Here is a 23082-nt window from a genome sequence, read left to right as displayed (position 1 = left end):
CGAAGATAGGTTTGATCCAATTGTTTATAGAGGGATAACAGCGGAGGCCGCATTAGGGATGGGAGCGGATACCTGCTAACGAGCGTAATGCCTGCAGGCGTATGAGCGTACAGCCCGTGCCGCCGGCAATGCCATTGTCTGAACTCGAATTAAACTAATTTTAAGAATTTATTGAATTTACTTAGCATTCTGTTATTTCTTTAATTCAGAAAATTCCGGTTCAGACAAAACGATGAACCACCAGCCACCAAACCAACACTATCAACCATGAACAATCCCATTCCCACAATATTTTTACAATTAACAAGTTATTATATATGTAACATTCAAATTGTCATGAAAACAATACCCTTACACCGTTTCTGGCTTGATATTTTGAAAAAAACAAAACTCGAGGCCATCATTAACTGGTTCAATCACTAAAGGCCTGCCCCCGGCCACTTGTGTTTAATACCCGCTATTTATTAACTTTAATTTTTAAGTATTGACATGAAATTAAAGTTTAACTGTTTATTACTGGCTGCCTGCCTTGGCATGTCGGTAAATGTGTTTGCTGTAGGTGGCCCAAAACCCGCAAAATCCAGGCACAAAACCTCCGCCCCTCCTAAAAAATTTATCGATCCCGCCAACATGGACCTGAGCGTAAAGCCCGGCGATGATTTTTTTGAATATGCCAATGGCGGCTGGCTAAAACAAAACGGTATTCCTGCTAAAGAAACCCGCTGGGGTAGTTTCCATATCCTGCGCCAGGAAAATACAGATAGGCTCATCGGCTTGCTGAATGAAGTAAGCCAGACCTCAGCGTCGCAACCCAAAGGCAGCCTGAAACAACTTGTGGGAGATTTGTATGCCAGTGGTATGGATAGCCTAACTATCGAAAAACGTGGCTATGATCCCATTAAACCTGGGCTTCAACGCATAGATCAGATAAAAAACCTGGATGATTTTATTAATGAACTCATTTATGAACGCGTTAACGCAGTTGGGGCGCTGATTTTCAGGTTTGGTGTTGAGCAGGACGAAAAGAATGTAAACAAATATGTAATAACCCTTGGCCAGGGCGGCACTAACCTCCCCGACAGGGATTACTACCTCAAAAACGATCCACGTTCAAAAAAGGCACAGGAGGCTTTGAAAAAGCTGGCTGTAACACTGTTCATGCTTAGCGGCAGCAATGCCGATGAAGCAGCCAAAAACGCCGCTATAGTTTACGACCTGGAATATACATGGGCAAAAGCACAATTAAGCCGCGTAGCAATGCGCGATCCGCACGTTACTTACAACAAATTCCTGATCACTGATTTTGAAAAACAGACTCCACACCTAAAATGGTCGAAAATATTACCGGCCCTTCACGCTGGCGGCCAGGACAGTATCATTGTTGGTCAGCCGTCGTTTTTCAGAGCCACCGACTCCTTATTTGCGGCTACTCCGATTGCCAAGTTGAAAGTATACTTGCGCTGGAATATGCTCAGGGGATCTGCCTATGCATTAAGCTCGGACTTTGTTAATGCCAGTTTTGCTTTCAACAGTGCACTGAGTGGTCAAAAAGTGCAAACACCACGTACTGAACGTTTGAGTACCCTTGTTGATGCTACTCTCGGCGAATTACTTGGGCAGCTTTTTGTTGAAAAATACTTCACACCTGCCGCTAAACAATACATGGTTAATTTGGTGAATAATCTTAAGGAAACCCTCGGCGATCGGATTAAACGCCTTGACTGGATGAGCCCGGCAACCAAAGAACGCGCGCTTAAAAAACTTAATGCCTTTATGGTAAAGATCGGCTACCCTGATAACTGGGAAAAGTACGATGGTATAGTGATTAATCGCGATGATTATTTCGGCAATTTGCGCGCTCTCGGAAAATGGCGCTATAATTTTAACGTTAGCCGTTTAGGCAAACCTGTTGATAAAACCCGCTGGGGAATGACACCGCCAACCGTTAACGCTTATTATAACCCAACTAATAACGAAATTGTGTTCCCGGCCGGGATCCTTCAATTCCCGTTCTTTGATTTTAAGGCTGATGACGCCGTTAACTACGGCGGCATTGGCGCAGTAATAGGCCATGAAATGACTCACGGCTTTGACGACCAGGGCCGTCAGTACGATGCCGACGGCACACTGCGCGATTGGTGGACCAAACAAGATGCCGATAAATTTAAATCGCGCGCCGACCAGGTGGTTAAACAATACAATTCATTTACCGTTCTTGATACCCTGCACGTAAATGGCAAACTTACCCTTGGCGAAAACCTTGCCGACCTTGGTGGTTTGAACATTGCTTACGAGGCATTCAGCAAAACCAAACAAGGCCAGTCGGCCAATACCATTGATGGCTTTACACCCGATCAGCGGTTCTTTTTGTCGTGGGCACAGGTATGGCGTTCATCACAAACTCCGGAGTCGGCAGCGCAACGGATCCTGACCGACCCGCACTCGCCTGAGCAGTTCCGCACCAATGCGCCCATAACCAATATCAACGCATGGTACAAAGCATTTGACGTGAAACCCGGCGATAAAATGTATAAAAAACCTGAAGACAGAACTAAGATCTGGTAAGCGGGAGTTTTTTTTATCACAGGCCCGGTTGTGCAACCGGGCCTGTTTGGTTTACGAGTTATTTTACTGGCGTAAATCCTCCCTGTTTATGGCTCAAAAACCCCTGTGCTTGTTTTGTAATTCGCAGTAGCTTTATGACCGTAAACGCTCTAAAACAATGAAAACAATATTTGATAAGGAAACCCGGGATGGCCTCATAACCCGCATCAATTTAATTAACGAAAACAGCCAGCCACAATGGGGTAAAATGAATGTTTATCAAATGCTGAAACATTGCACTCTTTCGGACGAAATGTACCTGGGCAAAAAAACGTATAAACGAGCGTTTATTGGTCGCTTGTTTGGCAAAGTGGCGCTGAAAGATATGCTGAAGGATGATGCTCCACTGGCAAAGAATAATCCTACAGTTCCGCAATGTAAAGTAACGGAAGCCGGAGGCGACATAGAAGCACAAAAAAAACGATGGATTGAACTGGTTGAGGAATATGGCAAAACTTCAAAAACTGATTTTGAGCATACTTTTTTTGGCAAAATGACCAGGGAACAAATGGGTCAGTTAGCTTATAAACATGTTGACCACCATTTGAGGCAATTTAGTAATTAATCTATTTTCAGCATTTTACTGCCGATCCATTTTCTTATTTCATCAAAACGTATTTCTCCTTTACTGGCGGCTATATCCATTGCTGTCATATTCAAATTTAACTATTTATGTAGATAATATGCTTTACAGATTTACACAAAGCGATCAATATTTACACCACTCAAACATTGCACAAATAAAACATTCCGCCTAAGCATTATCTTTGCAGGCAAAATATGATCATTCAACAATTTTACGATAAAGGCCTGGCGCATGGTTCATATGCCGTGATCCGTACGGGCAAAATGATAGTTATTGACCCGGCCCGTAACCCGCAGCCTTATTATGATTTTGCGGCCCAGCACGATGCCGATATTGTAGGTGTTATCGAAACCCACCCACATGCCGATTTTGTAAGCTCGCACCTTGAAATTCATGAAACCACAGGCGCTGTAATTTATTGCAGCAAGTTAACCGGCGCAACATATCCCCACGAAACCTTTGACGACGGCGACGTTATCCAGCTTAATGATATTAAACTAAAAGCCATCAATACTCCCGGTCACTCGCCCGATTCTATCTGTATTTTACTGGTAGATGAAGAAGGCCGAGAAACCGCCATCTTTACCGGCGATACACTATTTGTTGGGGATGTAGGCCGACCGGACCTGCGGGAAAATGTGGGTAACATTACTGCAAAAAAAGAGGAACTTGCCCGCCAGATGTTTCAAAGCACCCGGCAAAAACTCATGACCCTGCCCAAAAACGTGGTGGTTTACCCGGCGCACGGCCCGGGCTCGTTATGCGGTAAAAACATGAGCCCCGAGCTGGAAAGCACCATTGGCCGCGAACTGCGTGAAAATTATGCCTTACAACTGATGGATGAGCTGGAATTTGTTAAAACGCTTACCACCGATCAGCCTTTTATGCCCAAATACTTTGGCCGTGATGTGCTGTTGAATAAAAATGGTGTACCAGGTTTTGAGGACAGCATTACTGCTGTACCCCGTATGGAGGAAGGCAGCGCGTTGGAAGCTGACATTTTAGTAGTTGATGGCCGTCCCAAAGCACAGTTCAGGAGCGGCCACCTGCATGGCGCTATTAACCTGCAGGATGGTGAAAAATTTGAAACCTGGCTGGGTTCCATTATCGGCCCTGATGAGCAGTTTTACCTCATTGCCGAAAATGATGATAAGCTTGACACCCTGATTAAAAAAGCAGCCAAAATTGGTTACGAACAAAATATCAAAGGCGCATTGTTAACGCCTGTAAACGCCAATGAAGTATCCGCCGATCTTGATTTGGACGCCTTCAGGGCAAATGAAAATGATTACACGATAGTTGATGTACGTAACCAGGCAGAAGTTGCGGCAGGCAAGGTCTTTAAAAATGCCATTAGTATACCTTTGCCCGAGCTGCGCGAACGCGTTAGTGAGATCCCTGCCGATAAGCCTGTCGTAGTGCATTGCGCTGCAGGCTATCGTTCGGCTGCCGGTGTTAGTATTGTTTCGGCTGCAATAAATGCCGTACCGGTTTATGACCTGGGTGAGGTGGTAACGGAGATGATGAAAGAGGTGCACTAATAATTATCAAAAATATCGTCATTGCGAGGCACGAAGCAATCCCCGATAAGCAGAGCGGCTATACAAGTCTCTCTGTACTGTTCGCGATTGCTTCGTACCTCGCAATGACGCTTTATATCATAGCATATATAACAACGTCCATGGCCCAACTAACCATAGTCACCACAGCCGATGGCTCCAATACCATTTACAATTCCGAAGTCGGTGAGCATTACCACTCGCGCCACGGGGCTTTGCAGGAGAGCTTGCATGTATTTGTTAAATCGGGCTTACAATATTTCCTGGAGCGGAATAACACCAGCGGGGTAAGTATCCTCGAAGTTGGTTTCGGCACCGGGCTCAACTTTCTGTTAACAGCCGATGGATGTACCGGCGCGCAAATAAAACTTAACTACACCGGTATCGAAGCTTACCCCTTAAGCGCCGAAATGATGGCGCAAACCGGCTACCGGCAATACATCCCGGAACTGCTTTGGGAACAATTCAACAATAATTATTCTGCTGCATTAACAGGTAAAGTTCAAATCGGTACCACAAACCAACTATATATCGCGCACAGCAAGCTGCTGAATTTTAAAACAGACGAGCAGTTTGATATTATCTATTTCGACGCCTTTGCCGCAGCCCATCAACCCGAAATGTGGGATGAAGAAGCCATCGGTCACACCGTTAGCTTTTTAAAACCGGGTGGTGTGTTTGTTACCTACGCTATCACCGGCAACCTGAAACGCATGCTCAAAAGCCAGGGCTTTAAAATAGAGAAAGCACCCGGAGCACCCGGCAAACGCGAAATGCTCAGGGCAGTAAAACTTTAATCTTCCTGCTATAAAAACCGGAAGCCTACATTGAATTTCAGTGTGAAACCATTGGTGGTTGGCAATTCGCGATAAGCAAACTGGCCCTGGGTTGCCGCGCTGCGGGTAGCGTAAATAATGGGGCCGCCGCAAAGTGAAAACGCCAGCCGCGAATTTACAGGAGCGTAATTTAACGATGGGCCGATCAATAAACGGGCACCGCCTTCGGCTTCATCGGCTTCCCAAAAACCTTCCAGATCCTGCCCTACCGCTTCAAAGCCGCCGAAAAGCTGGCCCGAGATATGACGGTGCACACCAACGCTGGTTATTAAATCCAAACCATCGCGGTGGGTTGAAAACGCTTTTTCAAAGCGAAGATTAGCGCCAAGCTTCCATTTTGATACCTCATATGCCGCGGTTATACGGCTGAACGCTACAGCATCACTGTTAAACTCCCTTCTGAAACCAAGGCTTGCCCCTGCCCTGAAACCCATAGGTTGAGTGCCGTCAATAAAATCACGTAGTACCTCGGCTTGCTGCAGGGTACGCACACCGCCGTTATTACTAAAACCTGTACCCAGCATGGCCATTAAGGTAAACTTATTGCCCAGATACCCCTTGGCCAAAAAATTTTGATCAACACCATCGAAACCCAGGGGTGTAACGGTGCGCTCACCATATCCGCCCGAATAATTTAGGCTCCAGTTGCGGCCTTGCGGATTAAGTGTGCTGACTGTAAACAGGAATGGTTGAGGCTGGCTAAAAGTACTGTTGGCCACATCGCCGGCAGGCTGCTGTTGAGCATAACCAGCTTTAATTATCGAAACGAAAAGGAGAATAAACAGGTAAGTTTTTTTCATGATAAATTGTGCTTATAGGTAGCATTAACAATTGGCTAATAAAATTAATTAATGTTAGTTTAAAATTAATGATACAGTAAGTTTTCATTAAAGATGTTATCATACCTTTGCAGCATAAGTATTCATTATAAATAATTTATGCCTTTAAAAGCCCCTGAAACTGCCCCTACCGCCTCCATCGCGTTCGACAGGTTACTCATTATTATGGACGACCTACGGGCCAATTGCCCATGGGACAAAAAGCAAACGCTCGAGAGCCTGCGCCATCTTACCATTGAAGAAACCTACGAGTTAAGCGATGCCATTTTAGGCGGCGATATGCCCGAAATAAAAAAAGAGATTGGCGATATTATGCTGCACCTGGTTTTTTATGCCAAAATAGCTTCCGAAACCAACGACTTTACCATTACCGATGTTTTGAACAGCGTTTGCGACAAGCTCATCAACCGCCACCCGCATATTTATGGTGATATAGAAGTACAGAACGAGGAAGATGTAAAACGCAACTGGGAACAGATCAAGCTTAAAGAGGGCAACAAATCGGTTTTGGGCGGCGTACCAGCTTCCTTACCAGCATTGGTAAAAGCATCGCGCATACAGGAAAAGGCACGAGGCGTTGGGTTTGACTGGGAGGAGAAAAGCCAGGTTTGGGCAAAAGTTGAGGAAGAGATGCAGGAGTTTAAAAACGAATTCAATGCCGAAGATGAAAGCACCATCGACCATGAAAGGGCCGAAGCCGAATTTGGCGACCTGCTGTTTTCACTGATCAATTACGCCCGTTTTATTAATATCAACCCGGAAAACGCCCTCGAAAAAACCAATAAAAAATTCATTAAGCGCTTTCAATACCTGGAGCTTAAAGCGCAGGAAAATGGCAAACAACTGCATGACATGAGCCTGGCCGAGATGGATGTTTTTTGGGACGAGGCAAAAAAACTGTAAAATAATGCAGCCCGTTTGTAGCGTTTAATTAAAAACATGCGTAATGGTTAAAAATTGATAACGAGATAAGATTATATGAAACGTAATTTATTTTACCTGCTTCCATTATTGTTAACATTAGGCGTAGCCTGCTCTCCTAAAAATGAGGTTGTTCCGATTGCTCAACCACAGGGCAATTTTACCGGTACATTTGGTGCGCTGGTTAAAAAAACAACCGGTACCGGTTATGATACCATTCGTGATACGATAGCTTTAAAACTTACCGCGGCATCATTGTTTAAAGTAGCTACCGACACCAGGAAACATGTGGCAAGTTACGGAGCATTTGTGTACAACGGTTACTATATCCAGTTTAATGATTCATCGGCAGTAGTACCGGGTGTCAAAAAATTTCATCTTAAAGGTGTTTACCAATATTATTATGATGGTAACGTATTTCAAATGCAGCGCAACAGCAACGGCGATACGTTAACTGTTCAATACAATTTGAAAAAAACGAATTAACTACTTTTTATTGTTTTATTACGTTGCCGGTGCCCGCATTGAGGGTACCGGCTTTTTTTGATTACTACAGCAAATAATCCGGGCAGAATTTTTTTTATTTTGTATCATTTAACTGTTTTGCTGCGTAAAGGCTTTAAAACAACATTTAGCGGAACTAAGTACATTTAATGCATCCACCCCCTCGCATTACCGAAGAAGAGATCGTAAGGCAATGCAAAAAAGGCAGCTTAAAACATCAGGAATTGCTGTATAAGCAGTTCTATGGCTATGCTATGGGTATAAGTTTGCGTTACAGTTTAAACCGCGATGATGCCCTTGAAGCTGTAAATGACGCTTTTATAAAAGTGTTTAACGCTATTGGCGGCTACAACATTGATAAGCCGTTTAAAGCCTGGCTCCGCACCATTTTGGTTAACACAGCCATTGACCGCCGGCGCAAAGACCTTAAATTCCAGCTTAATGTTGAATTGGAAAATGCCGCCCCCATCAGGAGTAATATGGGGCCGGTTGATAATTTAAACGTACAGGATATTTTAAAATTGATGGTTGAACTCCCGGCTATACAACGAACTATTTTTAACATGTATGAGATAGACGGCTATGACCATGATGAAATAGCCACAACGCTCGGCATCCCGGTAAGCTCATCGCGCGTTTACCTGAGCAGGGCCAAAGAAAGATTAAGAACTATATTAAGAAAAGAAGCACAAAACCATGGATGACCAGTTGGATAACGACTTAAGAGACCGCATCAGGGAAGTGTTTGATAATTACGAAGACACTACCGCTGATGAAGGCTGGCTGCTGCTCAGGGAGAAGTTCCCTGTTCAGGAAAAACAGCGCCGCCCGGTTTACCTATGGTGGGCAAGCGCCGCTGCTGTCCTGTTGTTGTTTTTGAGTATAGGCTTGTGGATAGCATCGAATAAAAATAATGTTAATAATAATGGTCAAACGTTTTCGGCTAAACCGGTAAAACCTGCGCAGCCGCAAAGCAACACGGCAGATAGCAATGTTCAAAACGCTACCCCGGTACAGCCTCCTGTAACAACTAAGCAATCACCTGCAACAAACCTTGCGGGCAACAATAGCACCCAATCTTCAGCAACAAAACTGAATCCGGCAGGCAACACCCCGGCAAATAAATCAAATGTACTTGCAAACAATAGCGCTTTAAATAAACCGGCTGGCAACGTAATCGTAAATCAACCGGCAGCAACCGTACCAGCGTTTACATCTGTGCCGGCAAATCCTGTAACTGCAAACCCAGTTAACGGTATTGCCAAAACCAACGTGCCCCCTACAGTTCAACCGGCTAATAACAGTGTAATCAACGTAACTCCGGCTAAAAAAGCTGATAGTGTAAAATCTGTATTGCAGCAAACCAATGCGCAGCAATATGCTAATAACCCTGCTGTACAGCCTCCGGCAAATACCAAACCTGTTACCGCAAACCCGCCTGCTGTTTCATCAATAGTAAAAGTAAAACCAAAGATCAACTCTATGGAATCTTTACTTGCCAGTGATCAGGATCAGCCTAAAAAACCTGATATGGACATGAACGAACGCAGTGTAAAATTCAGTGTTTACGCGGCTACATTCTTTAACTATGCCAAGGGCAGCCAAAACCAGGTAAATGCCGGCGCCGGCTTTACATCTGATATTAAGCTAAGCAAAAATCTCAAACTTTCTACCGGTTTAGCTTTGGCCCAAAACACGCTTAATTACAATAAAAACCAACCCTCAAATGTTGCGGCTGCGGTGTCATTTTCGCCATCATTAAGCACAGCTTATAACACGCTGGCCGATTTTAGTAAGGTATCGTCTACACCTTCATTTAAAAACTACAGTGCTAACCTGATCGGTCTGGATATTCCTGTTAACCTTAAGTATGAATTTAACCCGCAAAAAAATGACACTTATATTTCTGCAGGTTTAAGTTCGGGAACGTTTATAAATGAAGCCTACACGGCAAGTTACAGTTACCCCGGGCTGGCACAGGCTGCCGGTGTACAACCGCAAACATCCGATGAAACAACGCACAAAAGCTTTAATAGCTTTTATTTTGCCAAAACCCTGAACGTAGCATTTGGTGTTGGCTATCCGCTTGGCAAAAGCAACAGGATAATTATTGAACCATTTTTGAAATACCCGCTTGACGGCCTTGGCTCACAGCAGATAAAATTTGGGGCAGGCGGTTTAAACCTGAAACTGAACTTTACAACACATAAAAAATGAAAAAGTACCTCCTTATCCTTGCCCCACTGTTGATTAGTGGGTTGCAACTCCGTGCTCAAAAGTTAGAAGTTACTGTACAGGCCAACACCGGTTTATTTCATTTTGCGGGTAAATCATCGTCGGCTACCACCCAGGTATTACAAGGCTCAATCACCGGCGATCCGATGAACCGTGCCAATAACCCATACGGCAGCAAAAATGGCTTTAGCTATGGCGGCAGTGTCCAGGTTCAAACGGTATCAAAAGGCGGGTTTATAGTCGGGCTGCAGGGTGGTTATGAATTATTAAGGAGCAAAGCCGAAGTTAATAAATATACCCCTATCATTCTTAATCCAACGGAATACGATATAGTAGCAAATGACGCAAGTTTTGCTGTAACCGGCCATGTTGCTTTACAAAGTCAAAGTATTAACCTTAATCCATATATCGGATACCGGTTTGCCCTCAATAAAGTTAAGCTTGATATTTTACCGGGGATGGATATTGGCCTGATACTGGATACCAGGGATAAAGGCGAGGTAAAGGATAAAGAAGGTAAGATTTATAAAGTTAACTACAAAAGAAGCAAGGCCCCAACCGATGTTAGGTTACGCCTTGGTGCCGCCGCCAGTTACGGCCGCTATGGCTTAAATGCAAGCTTTGCCCACGGCCTTACCAACTATATGAAAGATATGGTAGGCGATGCTTCCTTTAACGCGCATAGCGAATATTTTAGGTTGGGATTAAGCTACCGGTTGCTTTAAAACTTACTTAAACTGGATAGCCTTTACAGGCGAGATCCGGCTTACCAGCGTTGATGGTATAACAAGCACCAGCAGGCAAATGATCAGTGTACCAATATTGAGGACAACAATATCAAAAATATTAAACTCGACCGGTACAAAGGTCATATAATACGAAGCCTGGTCCAGTTGGAAAAAATGAGTATACATCTGGAAATATCCCAGGCCTATACCCAGTAAATTACCCAGCAGCAGCCCCAATCCTATCAGGTAACTGGCATTGATAAGGAATATTTTGCGGATAGCCCAGTTGGATGCCCCCATCGCTTTGAGCATCCCGATCATAGCGGTGCGTTCGAGGATCATGATCAGCAGGGCCGATATCATATTGATTACAGCAACCGCCACCATCAATACCAGCATCACTATCGAATTAACATCGAGCAGGTTGAGCCATTCAAATATGGTAGGATAATCTTCTTCAATGGTATACTCTTTCAATTTTACCGGCAAAACAGTCTCGAGCGCATAGGCGGCTTCATTAATATGATCAAAATCGGCTACGCGTAGTTCGTATTGGCCTATCTCGTTCGGTTTCCAATTGTTAAGGCGGTTAATGAGCGATAAGGCACCGATAACAAAGGTTTTGTCAACTTCTTCAACCCCGATATTGAAAATACCTTTTATTTTAAACTGGCGCCTGCGCAGATCATCTTCCACAAAATACATCAGCAGCTTATCCCCTACTTTCAGTTTAAGCCTGTCGGCCGTTGTTTGCGAGATCATGATCTCCTTTTGCGCCTCAACCGAATCGGCAAAACTGATCACCTCGCCGGCAACCATCATTTTTTTAAAGTAGCTCCAGTCGTAGTTTTTGTCAACGCCCTTAAGTACCACTCCTTCAATTTCGTTATTGGCCTTAACAATACCGGGTTTGGTGGCCACCGGCATTACATGGGTAATAAACGGGCTTTTAAGCGCGCGCTTAACAAATTCGTTATCAGCAGGAAATGAGGAACTTTGATAAGAGTTATTCAGATCAAACTTAACCACACGGATGTCGCCGGCAAAGCCGCGAACTTTATTGCGGATTTCGTGTTTAAATCCTTTAACGATAGCAAGTGACAGTATCATTACACCAAGGCCCAGCATAATGCCTATTATTGCAATACGCACTATCAGTTTTGAAAATGTGCGTTTTGATTTAAATGTTATACGGGCTGATATAAAGGAGGCGAAACTCAATGGCAGACTGATTTTTTGTACCTTCGCAAATATGCGGTTTTGCTGTTAAACCTGCTACTTTTAAAATTGTTTCAACTCAATATTTTATGAATAAGATTTGTGCTTTTTTACGATTTGCCCTGATAACAGTTTTACTTGCAAACACGGCATGCAGCCAGGCAACCAATTGTAAAAGCTGCAAGACAGCATCCATCCCAAAAAACAAAAAAAACAGCCCTATTATTCCCGGAGCTGATCAAATTCCGCTGTATATTAACTATCTTAAGGGAAAAAATATAGGGATGGTGATTAATCAAACTTCGGTTATTGGTAAAAATTTAACTGCCAGTGTAGATAGTTTGGTGCATTTAGGAGTAAACGTAAAAAAGATCTTTGGCCCCGAGCATGGTTTCAGGGGTAATGCCAGTAACGGCGCTACCGTTGGCGACACTAAAGACCCTAAAACCGGCTTGCCTGTAATATCGCTGTACGGTAACAAGCATTACAAACCAACTCCGGCCGATTTGAAGGGTATCGACCTCATGATATTTGATATACAGGATGTTGGCGTACGCTTTTACACTTATATTTCAACCCTGCATTACTTAATGGAGGCCTGTGCCGAAAACAATGTAGAGCTCATGATATTTGACCGTCCAAACCCTAACGGTTATTTGATTGATGGCCCTGTTCTGGATACGGTTAACCGTTCATTTGTGGGCATGCACCCCATCCCCATCGCCCACGGTATGACTATTGGCGAATATGCCCAAATGATAAACGGCGAAGGCTGGTTAAAAAATGGGGTTAAATGTAAACTGAAGATCATTAAAGTGGCTAATTACAAGCATAATTTGTCTTATAACTTACCCGTAAACCCTTCGCCCAACTTAAATACGCCTATATCGATTTTATTATATCCGAGTACCTGCTTATTTGAAGGTACAACATTTAGTTTGGGCAGGGGTACGCTCTTCCCATTTGCCGTACTGGGGCACCCGGCGTTGAAAGGTAAATACAGTTTTTCGTTTACACCCAAAAGTATCCCGGGTATGAGCGAGAACCCGCCGCAGAAAGACCAGGAATGTTTTGGCATTAATCTGCAAAATATTCCGCCAACTGACATCACGGGTACGGGTGTTATTAATTTGAAATGGCTCCTGGAGTTATATAACGCCTTCCCCTACAAAGACCATTTCTTTAATGCCTATTTTACAAAGCTTACAGGTACAGCCGAACTAAGGAAACAAATTGAAACCGGCAAAACCGAAGAAGAGATCCGTGCCGGCTGGCAACCCGGACTAACTAAGTTTAAAGCCACACGCAAAAAATACTTACTATACGAATAACAGAATAAAGCACATCTAATACCTAAACATACTATGAGAATTATATTTATGGGTACCCCCCAGTTTGCCGTTGCCTCGTTAGACGCTTTAATTAAAGCCGGTAGTGACATCGTTGCTGTTGTTACAGCGCCTGATAAACCAGCCGGAAGGGGACAAAAAGTTAGTGAGTCGGCTGTTAAACAATATGCCGTAGCTAACGGCTTAAAAGTGCTGCAACCCGAAAAACTTAAGAATGAAGATTTTATTGCCGAATTGAAAGCATTGAAAGCCGATCTGCAGGTTGTAGTAGCCTTCAGGATGCTGCCCGAAGCTGTTTGGAACATGCCTGCCAAAGGTACCATAAATTTACACGCCTCATTATTACCTCAATACCGCGGCGCCGCGCCAATTAACTGGGCACTGATTAACGGCGAAAAAGAAAGCGGCGTAACCACCTTCTTTTTAAAACATGATATTGATACCGGTAACATCCTGTTCACCGAAAAAATAACCCTTACAGGCCATGAAGATGCCGGCGAATTACATGACCGCCTCATGAACAAAGGTGCAGGGCTGCTGGTTAAAACAGTTAAAGCGGTTGAGAGCGGACGTTACAACGAACACCCGCAATCGCAATTGGCCGAGGGGACAGAATTAAAACACGCACCAAAGATTTTTAAGGATGATTGCCGGATAGATTGGACACAGCCTGCCCTGTCAATCTATAACAAAATTCGCGGCCTAAGCCCTGTACCCACCGCATACACTGAGCTTAACGGCAAAAGCCTAAAAGTTTATGCATCTGAATATCAATTATCAGAACCGGCCATACAGCCCGGTGGCTTTTTGACCGACAATAAAACCTATTTGAAATTTGCCGCTAAAGACGGTTTTGTATTATTAAAAGATATTCAGTTAGAGGGCAAGAAACGCATGGGTATCGAGGACTTTTTGAGGGGCGTGAAGTTATAAGGGTGTCTCGCAAACATCAGCATATCCAGGATAGGATTCTGATAGAACGAGAATAGAACAAAATTCTATAAAATCGTCATTGCGAGGTACGAAGCAATCCCTGATTTACAGAGCGGCTCTGTATAGATAGCGATTGCTTCGTACCTCGCAATGACTGTTGTGAAGAAGTGTGTGCAAAGAGATAAACAAGAGGTCGCTTTCTTATCTCTTCACCTCAAAACTATTATTGCTCCTATCCACATCCGGATAGATCTTATCCGGGTCGATAATCACTTTGGCAACCGCAGCTTTCTTATCGCCGGTAAAAGTATAAATACTGCTATATTCCCAAATCTCTACCGGAAATTCACGATGCTCCTTTAAACCGTCTGCATAGGTTATTTCAACCACCAATGGCATAGCAGCCTTGTCCATGTTTTCGATTGTAATAATAGGCTGACAATCTGCCGCACTTTCTACTTTAGTTACCTTTTGATCGAGGCGGTAGTTTTCCAAAAACATCGACTTCCAAAACCAGGTCAGGTCTTCACCTGCCGAGCTATCTATACTCCTGAAAAAGTCCCAGGGAGTTGGGTGTTTATAAGCCCAGTCACGGATATATTTTCTGAAAGCGCGGTCAAAACGTTCAGGGCCTAATATCTGATTACGCAAAAGCGCGAGAGAGTAAGCCACTTTTTGATACTGCAACGGATATACCTGGTTGCCGGGCAAAGCATCGGGGCGGGTAACAATAGGCAATAGCTTTTCCGTAAACAGCGAATCGAGCGGACTATCGATCTCTACATAACCTATAAACTCACCTTTATTAAAAGCTTTGACGGCTATTTTGTCAATGAACATGTTAAAGCCTTCATCCATCCAGGCGTATTTGCGTTCATTGCTCCCCACAACCATCGGGAACCAGGTATGCCCCAGCTCGTGGTTTACTACAGCAAAATACATATTGCCGGTATCTTTTGCCGAGCAAAAAACCATGCCGGGGTACTCCATACCATCCAGGTTTGAAGCCACGTTAACTGCTTTATTATAAGGGTATGGGAACCATTTTTCGGAAAAATGCTGCAAGGTAAATTTGATATACTCTGACGAGCGTTTCCAGCTGTTTTGCTTCTCTGATTCTACCGGATATAACGAACTACCCATTACTCTCCTGCCATCAGCAAGCTTAAAACTCAGCCCTTCCCAAATAAATGAACGGGAGGCTGTCCACGCAAAATCTCTTGCGTTATCTAACTTAAATCTCCAGGTGCAGGTGGCTTTTGCTGGCCTCGATGAAGGATCAGTTACTTCTTTGGCTGTTCTGATCTGCACCGGCACATCACTTTGTTTGGCAGCCTGCCAGCGCTTAAGTGCGGTTGGTGTTAGTACTTCTTCAGGATTGAGCAGATCGCCGGAGCTTTCCACAATAAGTCCAGATGGCACTGTGATATTAACCCTGAAATTGCCATACTCCAGGTAAAACTCACCGTTACCTAAGTACGGCAGCGTGTTCCATCCTTCTACATCATCCAACACACACACCCTGGGGTACCATTGTGCCACCGCATAGATATTACCGTTTTTTGTTGGGAGGATATCCGTACGGTTAACCAGGAAATCGGCATTTTTATAATTTACCGGAAAGTTATAACGATAGCGGATGCTAAAACTGATGGCCTGGCTGCTTAACAGCGGCTGTGCCAGCTCCAGCTGCATCCGTGTATCATAAATATGGTATTTGATATTTCCAGCTTTATTTCCGGCAAGCTGCACGCCTTCTACCTGGTATCCGCCGTCTGGAGTAGTTTTTTCAGGATCCTGGTAAAGAAATAGCTTGGATTGAATCCCCCGCGAATCTTTTTTAAACACGTTTTGTTCCAGCTGCAACCACAGTGCCGAAAGGGCTTTGGGGCTATTATTGGTATAAGTAATTGTAGCTGTACCGGTTATGACGTTGGTTTTATCATCAAGCGCTGCATCAATTAGATAATCAGCCTTGTTTTGCCAGTAGGCAGGGCCAGGTTCACCGGCAGCGGTACGATATGAGTTGCCCGGAGGTAATAAGGGCTGCGCCGGGAATAAATCTGAAGGATGATACTTAGTTTGGGCTGAAGAGATAGCGGTTGCTAATAAACACAGGGAACCGATAATTAGCTTTATGTTTTGTAGGGGTCTTAACATATTAATAATTAGAAGCGAATAGTGATAGTACTTTACAGCCAATATAATAAAAATTTGGTGATCTGCTACACGCGCGTCATTGCGAGGAACGAAGCAATCCCCAACTTTACAGGGCGGATTTGCATAGCTACTCTGCTGATTTGGGATTGCTTCGTTCCTCGCAATGACGGATTGTTTTTTAGTTTTCAAAATAATCAATTCCCACCCAAAACTTCCATCACCGCTGCAGCTTTCAGCAAACATTCCTCATATTCATTTTCAGCGATAGCGTGATAAGTTATAGCTCCACCTGCATGAAACGAAAGGTATTTATTGGAGGAATTATAAAGCAATGAACGGATCACTACGTTAAAATCAAAATCATCATCGGGGCTAAAATAGCCTATAGCGCCTGAGTATACGCCACGCTTACTGCGTTCGTATTGTTCCATCAGTTGCATGCAGCTAACCTTGGGTGCACCGGTCATACTACCCATGGGGAAGGTATTTTTAATGGTCTCCACATTTGAAAGCCCATCTTGTATTTCGCAAACCACTGTAGAGATCATTTGGTGCACCTGCTTAAAGCTGTAAATACCGAAGAGCTCTTCGGTTTTAACCGTGCCGGGTTTAGCCGAGCGGGTTAAATCATTTCTTACCAGGTCAACAACCATTACGTTTTCCTGCAGTTCTTTGGGATGGCTGCGCAGGCGCTGTTTAGCCTGTTCATCGGCTTCAATATCATCCATCCTTTTAGCCGTACCTTTTATGGGTTGCGAGATGAGTTTACTTCCCCGTTTAGCCAAAAATCGTTCGGGCGAAGCGCCGAGAATATAATTACCATTCCATTTAAAAAAAGTAGAGAACGGATTGGGCGAAACTTCATTCAGTCTCGTAAACATCTCCAGCGGATCAAGAAGTATATCCTCTGCAAAAAATTCCTGGCAAAAGTTAGTGACATAAATATCGCCGCGGGTAATGTGCTCTTTTATTTTGTTTACCGTGTCAATGTATTCCTGCCTGCTGAAGCGTGGGGATAGGTTGATATTAGCCTGCTGTACAGGTTCAATTAAACCCTGCTCAATGATTGATCTTATGACAAGTTCGGGGTTATCTGAAATAATTTCAGCCTCCTTCCCCCTTATCAAAATCAGATGTTGAGGAACAAAGAAATACAAATCTGGAAATTTTAAGCCATCGTGATTAGTTGATGTAAGCGCTTCAATTTCATTTTTAAGGTCATATCCCAGGAAACCCGTCATCCAGCCGGGATTATTTTTTCTGAACTCATCAAGCTTATCAAAAGCGTTACCTGCATCTGCAGTAAGTCCGGCACGGGAGCCAACCGCTATTAGCGTATCAAATTTGGAATAGAGATCATTAAATCCATTCGAATCAAGGTAACACAGCGTATCAAAAGTTGCGGCCCATTGCAACGCCTTCTTTCTGAATTCCGGCAGATCATTAACCTGTACTATCACCCTGCAAAAATAACCAAGTAAATGAAAAAAGGCCGGAACGTCCGGCCTTTTTATTCTTATCATAAACCCTATGGGTATAGGGAATATCTATTAATGTAACGTTAAAGTCTGTTTCCTGTCCGGACCTACTGATAGATATTTTACCGGTACGCCAAGTTCAGCTTCAAGATAATCAATATATGATTGCAGTTTAGCCGGGATTTGAGACAGCTCGGTAATGCCGGTCAGGTCTTCGTTCCAGCCATCAATTTCCTTGTATACCGGCTCTGGTTTAACTGAGCAAATATCGTAAGGCATATAATCAATCTGCTCGCCCAGATAGTTGTAATGAGTAGCAGCATAAATTTTATCGAAACCGCTTAATACATCAGCCTTGGTCATTACCAGCTGGGTAACGCCATTAAGCATAATAGCATATTTTAAAGCCGGCAGGTCGATCCAGCCGGTGCGGCGTGGCCTGCCTGTAGTTGCACCAAACTCATGGCCTACTTTGCGTAGTTCCTCACCTGTTTCGTTTTCCAGTTCGGTTGGGAACGGACCGCCACCTACACGGGTGCAATAAGCTTTGAAAATACCTATTACTTCGCCAATTTGCTGTGGGGCAATACCTAAACCTGTGCAAGCGCCGGCAGCGGTAGTATTTGATGAAGTTACAAACGGATATGAGCCAAAGTCGATATCAAGCATAGCGCCCTGAGCACCTTCAGCTAACACCTTTTTGCCATCTTTAATATAGCTGTTAACCCAATGTTCAGAATCAACAAGCGGGAACTGGCGTAAAACGTCAAGTGCTTCGAAAAACAGTGTTTCGCGTTCTGAAAAATCTGCTACTTCGCCATAAAGCTGCTGCAGCATAGATACATGCTTATCAACCAGCTTCTGATAACGCTCCTTAAAATCGGGCAAGGTGATATCACCGATCCGTAAACCATTACGACCGGTTTTATCCATATACGTTGGACCAATACCTTTTAACGTTGAACCAATTTTGCCTTCGCCCATCTTTTTTTCATTGGCGGCATCAAGCAACTGGTGGGTAGGTAATATCAGGTGCGCTTTTTTAGCAATTAAAAGATTCTTTTTTGCCAGCAGATCATGTCCGGCATCTTTTAATTTATCCAGTTCTTTTTTCAGGGTGATAGGATCAATCACCACACCATTACCAATAAGGTTCATGGTGTTTTCAAAAAATATACCTGAAGGAATGGTGTTTAAAACAAACTTTTTACCGTCAAATTCCAACGTGTGACCTGCATTTGGCCCGCCCTGGAAACGTGCGATCAGGTCATAACCTGCACTAAGCACATCAACAATTTTTCCTTTTCCTTCATCGCCCCACTGGAGGCCTAATAATACGTCAACAGCCATTAATTTCTAATATTTCTATAATAATCGTCAAATGCGTTTGTGATGGTTTGTTTTACTTTGTCCCATGTCATACCATCTAATGACTCGGGAGTTATAGTATTTTCAGCGTCAGCAAAATAAACCACTGATCTTATGACCGCAAAGGTATCATCATAAGTATATCTATCATGATAAAATTGAAAAAGATTTTCAAATGAATAAAACTCCAGGAGTTTGGCAATGTCCCAAAAGTCTTTTTTTACCCCTCTGCCTTTCACTGCATTAAGCTTCAACGCTATTAAATCGCGAATATCGGCAATGGGAATTCCTTCAATTATTTGTGCCGGATAAGTAAATGGATCTTTAACAGAAACAAAGTCAACTTTGATATTTTCAATGAGGCATTGATATATGGATTTAAACCTGTCGTTTTCATTTCTAACCTGATTGAAATTATCATTAAGGGTTTCTTTGATAAATTCTTTATCAAGTGGCTGATCTGTAAAAAAATCAAGATCAATTGATAGCCTGTGTCCGTAAAGTAGCGAAAGTGCAGTACCTCCAACCAATCTGAATTGTTCAAATCCAGGAAGTGAAACTATTTTTTTTAAAAGTTCCAGTGTTGCAGGTTCAACTGTTTCTTTTCGTAGCATTTAAAATCGGTAGGTTTAACCTTAAACAGCACGCAACAAAAATTGATGCTGATATCTGAAAGCCATAATGCTTGCAAGGCTAATTCTTTCACCTTGTCAAAACCATAAAATTTCAACAAGTTATTAAAATCTTCTGCTTTTCCTCTTTCGATAACCTTTTCAACAACATGCGCGGCATTTTTCTGATAGTCGATACTATCCATATCAACATCCCAAAATGCCTGCTTGCTTAAAATAGGTTTGTCCATGATTTTATACTCGTCTGTCACAAAAACCCTCTCTTAATTTGGTACAATTACCATAAAGATTTAATGAGTGGTGTTTGATGTCAAATTTCAATATATCGCCCATCATACTCTGGATCTGCTGGATACGCGGATCGCAAAACTCAACCACTTTACCGCAATCGATGCAAATGATGTGGTCATGCTGTTTGTAACCGTATGATTTTTCGAATTGGGCCATGTTTTTGCCAAACTGGTGTTTAGTAACCAGATCGCACGAAACCAACAGCTCAAGCGTATTGTAAACCGTAGCGCGGCTTACACGGTATTTTTTATTTTTCATGTGGATGTACAACGACTCCACATCAAAGTGATCTGTACGGGAATATATCTCTTCGAGTATAGCAAAACGTTCAGGGGTTTTCCTGAGGTTTTTATTTTCGAGGTAAGCCTCAAAAATTTTTTTAACCATTGGTATGGTATCCTGCTGTGACATAATGATGTATTAACGGGGCAAAGTTATTAATAAATTATGGATTAGAGAGACAAGAGGTCAAGAGTCAGGAATCAAGATTGGTGAATTCTGTCTTGCCTCATAATTCTTAATTTCCCGGTTCTTTCTTGCTTCTTGACTCTTGACTTCCTGCTTCTATCCTCACGACGCTTTTTCAATTGCCGAATCAAAACGGTTAACCGCGGTTACGCCTTTTACTTGTTTTAGGTTTTTAATCAGGGTATCAAGGTGGCTGGTGTCATTTACATACAACATCAGCGACCCTTCAAATATACCATTATCACTATCAACTGTAATAGACCTGATATTTATTTTAAAATCATTTGATATTACCGTGGTAAGCTTGTTGATTAACCCAACCTCGTCAATACCGGTAATGCGCAAGCCGGTAAGGAAGGCAAGTTCCTGCTGGTTTGTCCAGCGGGCTTTTACTATCCTGTAGCCATAGTTAGCCATAAGCTTAGCCGCATTAGGGCAATTGGTACGGTGGATCTTAATCCCGTCGCTCACGGTAACAAAACCAAAAACATCATCGCCGGGGATAGGATTGCAGCAATTGGCCAGCTTGTAATCAATCTTTTGCATATCCTCGCCAATGAGCAGGATATCACTGTCTTTGGCCTTGATATTTTTGATGAGGTTTTGAACCTGCTCCTGGTCAATTTTATCCTGCGGCTTATTGTCAATTACTTTTTCGGATGCCTGGTACTCTTTCAGGTCTTTCATATCAATAATGCCTTTGGCAACATTGTAAAAAAGATCCTGAGTGGCCTGCAGCTTGAAAAAGTAGCTGATTTTTTGCAGGTTTTCGGAATTGTAAGTGATCTTAAGCGATTTCATTTTACGCTCCAGGATCTCTTTGCCATCCTCGGCAATCTTGCGTTTCTCTTCTTTTAAAGCCGACTTGATTTTAGCCTTAGCTTTTGCGGTAACTACAAAATTAAGCCAGTCTTCCTTAGGGGTTTGCTTGCCTGAGGTAATGATCTCTACCTGGTCGCCGTTTTGGAGCTTGTAGCTTAGCGGCACCAGTTTATGATTTACTTTAGCACCGATACAGCTTGCGCCTACATCGGTATGGATCTCGAAGGCAAAGTCGAGCGCCGTAGCATTCAATGGCAACTGGATCAGCGCTCCTTTTGGTGTAAAAATGAAGATCTCATCGCTGAAGAGGTTCATCTTAAAATCATCGATGAAGTCGAGCGCGTTGGTATCAGGGTTTTTGAGCATTTCGCGCACTTTGTGTACCCATTGGTCAAGACCGCTGTCGGTGCTGGCTTCCTTGTATTTCCAATGCGCGGCAAAACCTTTTTCGGCAATCTCGTTCATGCGCTTGGTGCGGATCTGCACTTCAACCCATTGCCCGCGCGGGCCCATTACCGTGGTATGCAATGATTCATAACCGTTAGCTTTGGGCGATGAGATCCAGTCGCGCAGTCGGTCTGGATTGGGGCGGTACTGGTCGGTTACTATCGAATAAGCTTTCCAGCAGTCGGCCTTTTCATGTTCAGGGGCGCTATCCAATATGATCCGGATGGCGAAAAGGTCATATACCTCCTCAAAAGGTATCGATTTCTTTTTCATCTTATTCCAGATAGAATGGATTGATTTCGGCCTGCCAAAAATATCAGCCTCAAGCCCCTGGCTTTGCAGCGATTTATTAATTGGCTCGATAAAATCACGAATAAAACGCTCACGCTCGGCCTTTTTCTCGTTCAGTTTATTTTTGATGAACTGGTAGGTTTCGCGCTCCATGTATTTCATGGAGAGGTCTTCCAGCTCAGATTTTATGGCATACAAGCCCAGGCGGTGTGCCAGGGGCGCATACAGGTAAACCGTTTCTGACGACAGCTTAAGCTGCTTGTCCCTGGGCATAAACTCCATGGTACGCATGTTATGCAGCCTGTCGGCAAGCTTAATCAGGATCACCCTTACGTCGTCGGCAAGGGTAAGCAGCATTTTGCGGAAGTTTTCGGCCTGCAATGAGCTATTGGTATCAAATACCCCTGATATTTTGGTAAGGCCATCAATAATTTTGGCAACCTTTTTACCAAATTCCATCTCAATTTCATCAAGCGTCATGTTGGTATCTTCAACCACATCATGCAGCAGGGCGCACACTATTGAGGTGGTACCCAGGCCAATTTCTTCGGCGGCTATCTGGGCAACGGCAATAGGGTGGTATATATAAGGTTCGCCGCTTTTACGGCGCATGTCCTTATGGCTTTCCAGGGCCATATCAAATGCCTTGCGTATCATGCGTTTATCGCCCTTTTGCAGGGTTGATTTACAGGCACGCAACAAAGCACGGTATCTTTTTAGTATCTCGTTCTTCTCGGCTTCCAGGTCTATCACTAAGTCTTTCATGTACGGGGTATTAGCGGTATTCAATCATAAACATGCAGCAAATAAATA

The 23082-nt window shown here is 43.5% G+C and carries 20 protein-coding genes; 11 read left to right on the top strand and 9 right to left on the bottom strand.

Annotated elements, in window-relative coordinates; translation table 11 throughout:
- The first annotated feature begins 489 nt into the window (after window positions 1–489).
- From ACP26M_RS01350 to mnmD, 4 genes are all read left to right on the top strand, one after another.
- Complete coding sequence (locus ACP26M_RS01350) at window positions 490–2565, top strand: M13 family metallopeptidase (RefSeq protein WP_426585470.1); 2076 nt, start codon at window positions 490–492, stop codon at window positions 2563–2565.
- Window positions 2566–2722: 157 nt separating this feature from the next.
- Window positions 2723–3169, top strand: coding sequence for a DUF1569 domain-containing protein (locus tag ACP26M_RS01345; RefSeq protein ID WP_426585468.1), 447 nt, complete (start codon window positions 2723–2725; stop codon window positions 3167–3169).
- A gap of 215 nt (window positions 3170–3384) precedes the next feature.
- Window positions 3385–4731 (top strand): MBL fold metallo-hydrolase, encoded by a 1347-nt coding sequence (locus ACP26M_RS01340; protein WP_426585465.1) that lies wholly within the window; start codon window positions 3385–3387, stop codon window positions 4729–4731.
- 140 nt (window positions 4732–4871) lie between these two features.
- Entirely contained in the window at window positions 4872–5546 is a 675-nt protein-coding gene (mnmD, locus tag ACP26M_RS01335) for a tRNA (5-methylaminomethyl-2-thiouridine)(34)-methyltransferase MnmD (RefSeq protein WP_426585463.1), read from the top strand.
- Window positions 5547–5554: 8 nt separating this feature from the next.
- Here mnmD and ACP26M_RS01330 read toward each other — a convergent pair whose 3' ends face one another.
- Window positions 5555–6385 (bottom strand): hypothetical protein, encoded by an 831-nt coding sequence (locus tag ACP26M_RS01330; protein ID WP_426585461.1) that lies wholly within the window; start codon window positions 6383–6385, stop codon window positions 5555–5557.
- A 138-nt stretch (window positions 6386–6523) separates the two neighbouring features.
- Between ACP26M_RS01330 and mazG the strand changes: the two genes are divergently transcribed.
- The 5 genes from mazG (at window position 6524) to ACP26M_RS01305 (ending at window position 10809) form a co-directional block, all read left to right on the top strand.
- The gene (gene mazG / locus ACP26M_RS01325) at window positions 6524–7327 is read left to right on the top strand and encodes a nucleoside triphosphate pyrophosphohydrolase (RefSeq protein WP_426585459.1); all 804 of its coding nucleotides are present in this window, start codon (window positions 6524–6526) and stop codon (window positions 7325–7327) included.
- 75 nt (window positions 7328–7402) lie between these two features.
- The gene (locus ACP26M_RS01320; RefSeq protein WP_426585457.1) at window positions 7403–7831 is read left to right on the top strand and encodes a hypothetical protein; all 429 of its coding nucleotides are present in this window, start codon (window positions 7403–7405) and stop codon (window positions 7829–7831) included.
- Between the two features lie 167 nt (window positions 7832–7998).
- On the top strand, window positions 7999–8553 hold the full coding sequence (locus tag ACP26M_RS01315) for an RNA polymerase sigma factor (RefSeq protein WP_426585455.1): 555 nt from the start codon (window positions 7999–8001) through the stop codon (window positions 8551–8553).
- The gene (locus ACP26M_RS01310; RefSeq protein WP_426585453.1) at window positions 8546–10066 is read left to right on the top strand and encodes a hypothetical protein; all 1521 of its coding nucleotides are present in this window, start codon (window positions 8546–8548) and stop codon (window positions 10064–10066) included. Before ACP26M_RS01315 ends, ACP26M_RS01310 begins: the two co-directional genes overlap by 8 nt.
- Window positions 10063–10809 (top strand): outer membrane beta-barrel protein, encoded by a 747-nt coding sequence (locus ACP26M_RS01305; RefSeq protein WP_426585451.1) that lies wholly within the window; start codon window positions 10063–10065, stop codon window positions 10807–10809. Before ACP26M_RS01310 ends, ACP26M_RS01305 begins: the two co-directional genes overlap by 4 nt.
- A 3-nt stretch (window positions 10810–10812) precedes the next feature.
- Here the strand turns inward: ACP26M_RS01305 and ACP26M_RS01300 are convergent, their stop codons facing one another.
- Window positions 10813–11964 carry an ABC transporter permease gene (locus tag ACP26M_RS01300; protein ID WP_371328321.1) on the bottom strand — a complete coding sequence of 384 codons (1152 nt, stop codon included), beginning with the start codon at window positions 11962–11964 and terminating at the stop codon, window positions 10813–10815.
- A gap of 155 nt (window positions 11965–12119) precedes the next feature.
- On the opposite strand from ACP26M_RS01300, the gene ACP26M_RS01295 reads away from it, so the two are divergent.
- Together ACP26M_RS01295 and fmt are read left to right on the top strand one after the other, a co-directional pair.
- Window positions 12120–13361, top strand: coding sequence for an exo-beta-N-acetylmuramidase NamZ family protein (locus ACP26M_RS01295; RefSeq protein WP_426585449.1), 1242 nt, complete (start codon window positions 12120–12122; stop codon window positions 13359–13361).
- Between the two features lie 33 nt (window positions 13362–13394).
- Window positions 13395–14312, top strand: coding sequence for a methionyl-tRNA formyltransferase (gene fmt / locus ACP26M_RS01290; protein WP_175490000.1), 918 nt, complete (start codon window positions 13395–13397; stop codon window positions 14310–14312).
- Window positions 14313–14513: 201 nt separating this feature from the next.
- On the opposite strand, the gene ACP26M_RS01285 is transcribed toward fmt, so the two are convergent.
- From ACP26M_RS01285 to ACP26M_RS01255, 7 genes are all read right to left on the bottom strand, one after another.
- Window positions 14514–16472: a M1 family metallopeptidase gene (locus ACP26M_RS01285; RefSeq protein ID WP_426585446.1), complete on the bottom strand. Its 1959-nt coding sequence runs from the start codon at window positions 16470–16472 to the stop codon at window positions 14514–14516.
- A gap of 194 nt (window positions 16473–16666) precedes the next feature.
- Window positions 16667–17995: an anthranilate synthase component I family protein gene (locus ACP26M_RS01280; protein WP_426585444.1), complete on the bottom strand. Its 1329-nt coding sequence runs from the start codon at window positions 17993–17995 to the stop codon at window positions 16667–16669.
- Between the two features lie 27 nt (window positions 17996–18022).
- Window positions 18023–19300, bottom strand: coding sequence for an adenylosuccinate synthase (locus ACP26M_RS01275; RefSeq protein ID WP_426585442.1), 1278 nt, complete (start codon window positions 19298–19300; stop codon window positions 18023–18025).
- Window positions 19300–19932, bottom strand: a complete 633-nt coding sequence (locus ACP26M_RS01270; RefSeq protein WP_426585441.1) for a nucleotidyl transferase AbiEii/AbiGii toxin family protein — start codon at window positions 19930–19932, stop codon at window positions 19300–19302. The genes ACP26M_RS01275 and ACP26M_RS01270 overlap by 1 nt, the downstream gene beginning before the upstream one ends.
- Entirely contained in the window at window positions 19887–20180 is a 294-nt protein-coding gene (locus ACP26M_RS01265) for a DUF6922 domain-containing protein (RefSeq protein ID WP_426585439.1), read from the bottom strand. The genes ACP26M_RS01270 and ACP26M_RS01265 overlap by 46 nt, the downstream gene beginning before the upstream one ends.
- 4 nt (window positions 20181–20184) lie before the next feature.
- Complete coding sequence (locus ACP26M_RS01260) at window positions 20185–20652, bottom strand: Fur family transcriptional regulator (protein WP_090528154.1); 468 nt, start codon at window positions 20650–20652, stop codon at window positions 20185–20187.
- Between the two features lie 159 nt (window positions 20653–20811).
- The gene (locus tag ACP26M_RS01255) at window positions 20812–23034 is read right to left on the bottom strand and encodes a RelA/SpoT family protein (protein ID WP_090529622.1); all 2223 of its coding nucleotides are present in this window, start codon (window positions 23032–23034) and stop codon (window positions 20812–20814) included.
- Window positions 23035–23082: the final 48 nt, after the last annotated feature.

This window comes from Mucilaginibacter sp. R-33, assembly GCF_049949235.1.
In the GTDB taxonomy this organism is placed as follows: Bacteria; Bacteroidota; Bacteroidia; order Sphingobacteriales; family Sphingobacteriaceae; genus Mucilaginibacter.
This window is presented reverse-complemented; position numbering and strand designations above follow the sequence as displayed.

Excerpts from the sequence above, each read along its gene's own strand:
- ACP26M_RS01310 (WP_426585453.1), top strand. The coding sequence starts at position 8,546 with ATGGATGACCAGTTGGATAACGACTTAAGAGACCGCATCAGGGAAGTG.
- fmt (WP_175490000.1), top strand. The coding sequence starts at position 13,395 with ATGAGAATTATATTTATGGGTACCCCCCAGTTTGCCGTTGCCTCGTTA.
- ACP26M_RS01305 (WP_426585451.1), top strand. The coding sequence starts at position 10,063 with ATGAAAAAGTACCTCCTTATCCTTGCCCCACTGTTGATTAGTGGGTTG.
- ACP26M_RS01260 (WP_090528154.1), bottom strand. The coding sequence starts at position 20,652 with ATGTCACAGCAGGATACCATACCAATGGTTAAAAAAATTTTTGAGGCT.
- ACP26M_RS01330 (WP_426585461.1), bottom strand. The coding sequence starts at position 6,385 with ATGAAAAAAACTTACCTGTTTATTCTCCTTTTCGTTTCGATAATTAAA.
- ACP26M_RS01280 (WP_426585444.1), bottom strand. The coding sequence starts at position 17,995 with ATGATAAGAATAAAAAGGCCGGACGTTCCGGCCTTTTTTCATTTACTT.
- ACP26M_RS01265 (WP_426585439.1), bottom strand. The coding sequence starts at position 20,180 with ATGGACAAACCTATTTTAAGCAAGCAGGCATTTTGGGATGTTGATATG.
- ACP26M_RS01270 (WP_426585441.1), bottom strand. The coding sequence starts at position 19,932 with ATGCTACGAAAAGAAACAGTTGAACCTGCAACACTGGAACTTTTAAAA.
- ACP26M_RS01340 (WP_426585465.1), top strand. The coding sequence starts at position 3,385 with ATGATCATTCAACAATTTTACGATAAAGGCCTGGCGCATGGTTCATAT.
- mazG (WP_426585459.1), top strand. The coding sequence starts at position 6,524 with ATGCCTTTAAAAGCCCCTGAAACTGCCCCTACCGCCTCCATCGCGTTC.
- ACP26M_RS01295 (WP_426585449.1), top strand. The coding sequence starts at position 12,120 with ATGAATAAGATTTGTGCTTTTTTACGATTTGCCCTGATAACAGTTTTA.
- ACP26M_RS01285 (WP_426585446.1), bottom strand. The coding sequence starts at position 16,472 with ATGTTAAGACCCCTACAAAACATAAAGCTAATTATCGGTTCCCTGTGT.
- ACP26M_RS01315 (WP_426585455.1), top strand. The coding sequence starts at position 7,999 with ATGCATCCACCCCCTCGCATTACCGAAGAAGAGATCGTAAGGCAATGC.
- ACP26M_RS01345 (WP_426585468.1), top strand. The coding sequence starts at position 2,723 with ATGAAAACAATATTTGATAAGGAAACCCGGGATGGCCTCATAACCCGC.
- ACP26M_RS01350 (WP_426585470.1), top strand. The coding sequence starts at position 490 with ATGAAATTAAAGTTTAACTGTTTATTACTGGCTGCCTGCCTTGGCATG.
- mnmD (WP_426585463.1), top strand. The coding sequence starts at position 4,872 with ATGGCCCAACTAACCATAGTCACCACAGCCGATGGCTCCAATACCATT.
- ACP26M_RS01275 (WP_426585442.1), bottom strand. The coding sequence starts at position 19,300 with ATGGCTGTTGACGTATTATTAGGCCTCCAGTGGGGCGATGAAGGAAAA.
- ACP26M_RS01320 (WP_426585457.1), top strand. The coding sequence starts at position 7,403 with ATGAAACGTAATTTATTTTACCTGCTTCCATTATTGTTAACATTAGGC.
- ACP26M_RS01255 (WP_090529622.1), bottom strand. The coding sequence starts at position 23,034 with ATGAAAGACTTAGTGATAGACCTGGAAGCCGAGAAGAACGAGATACTA.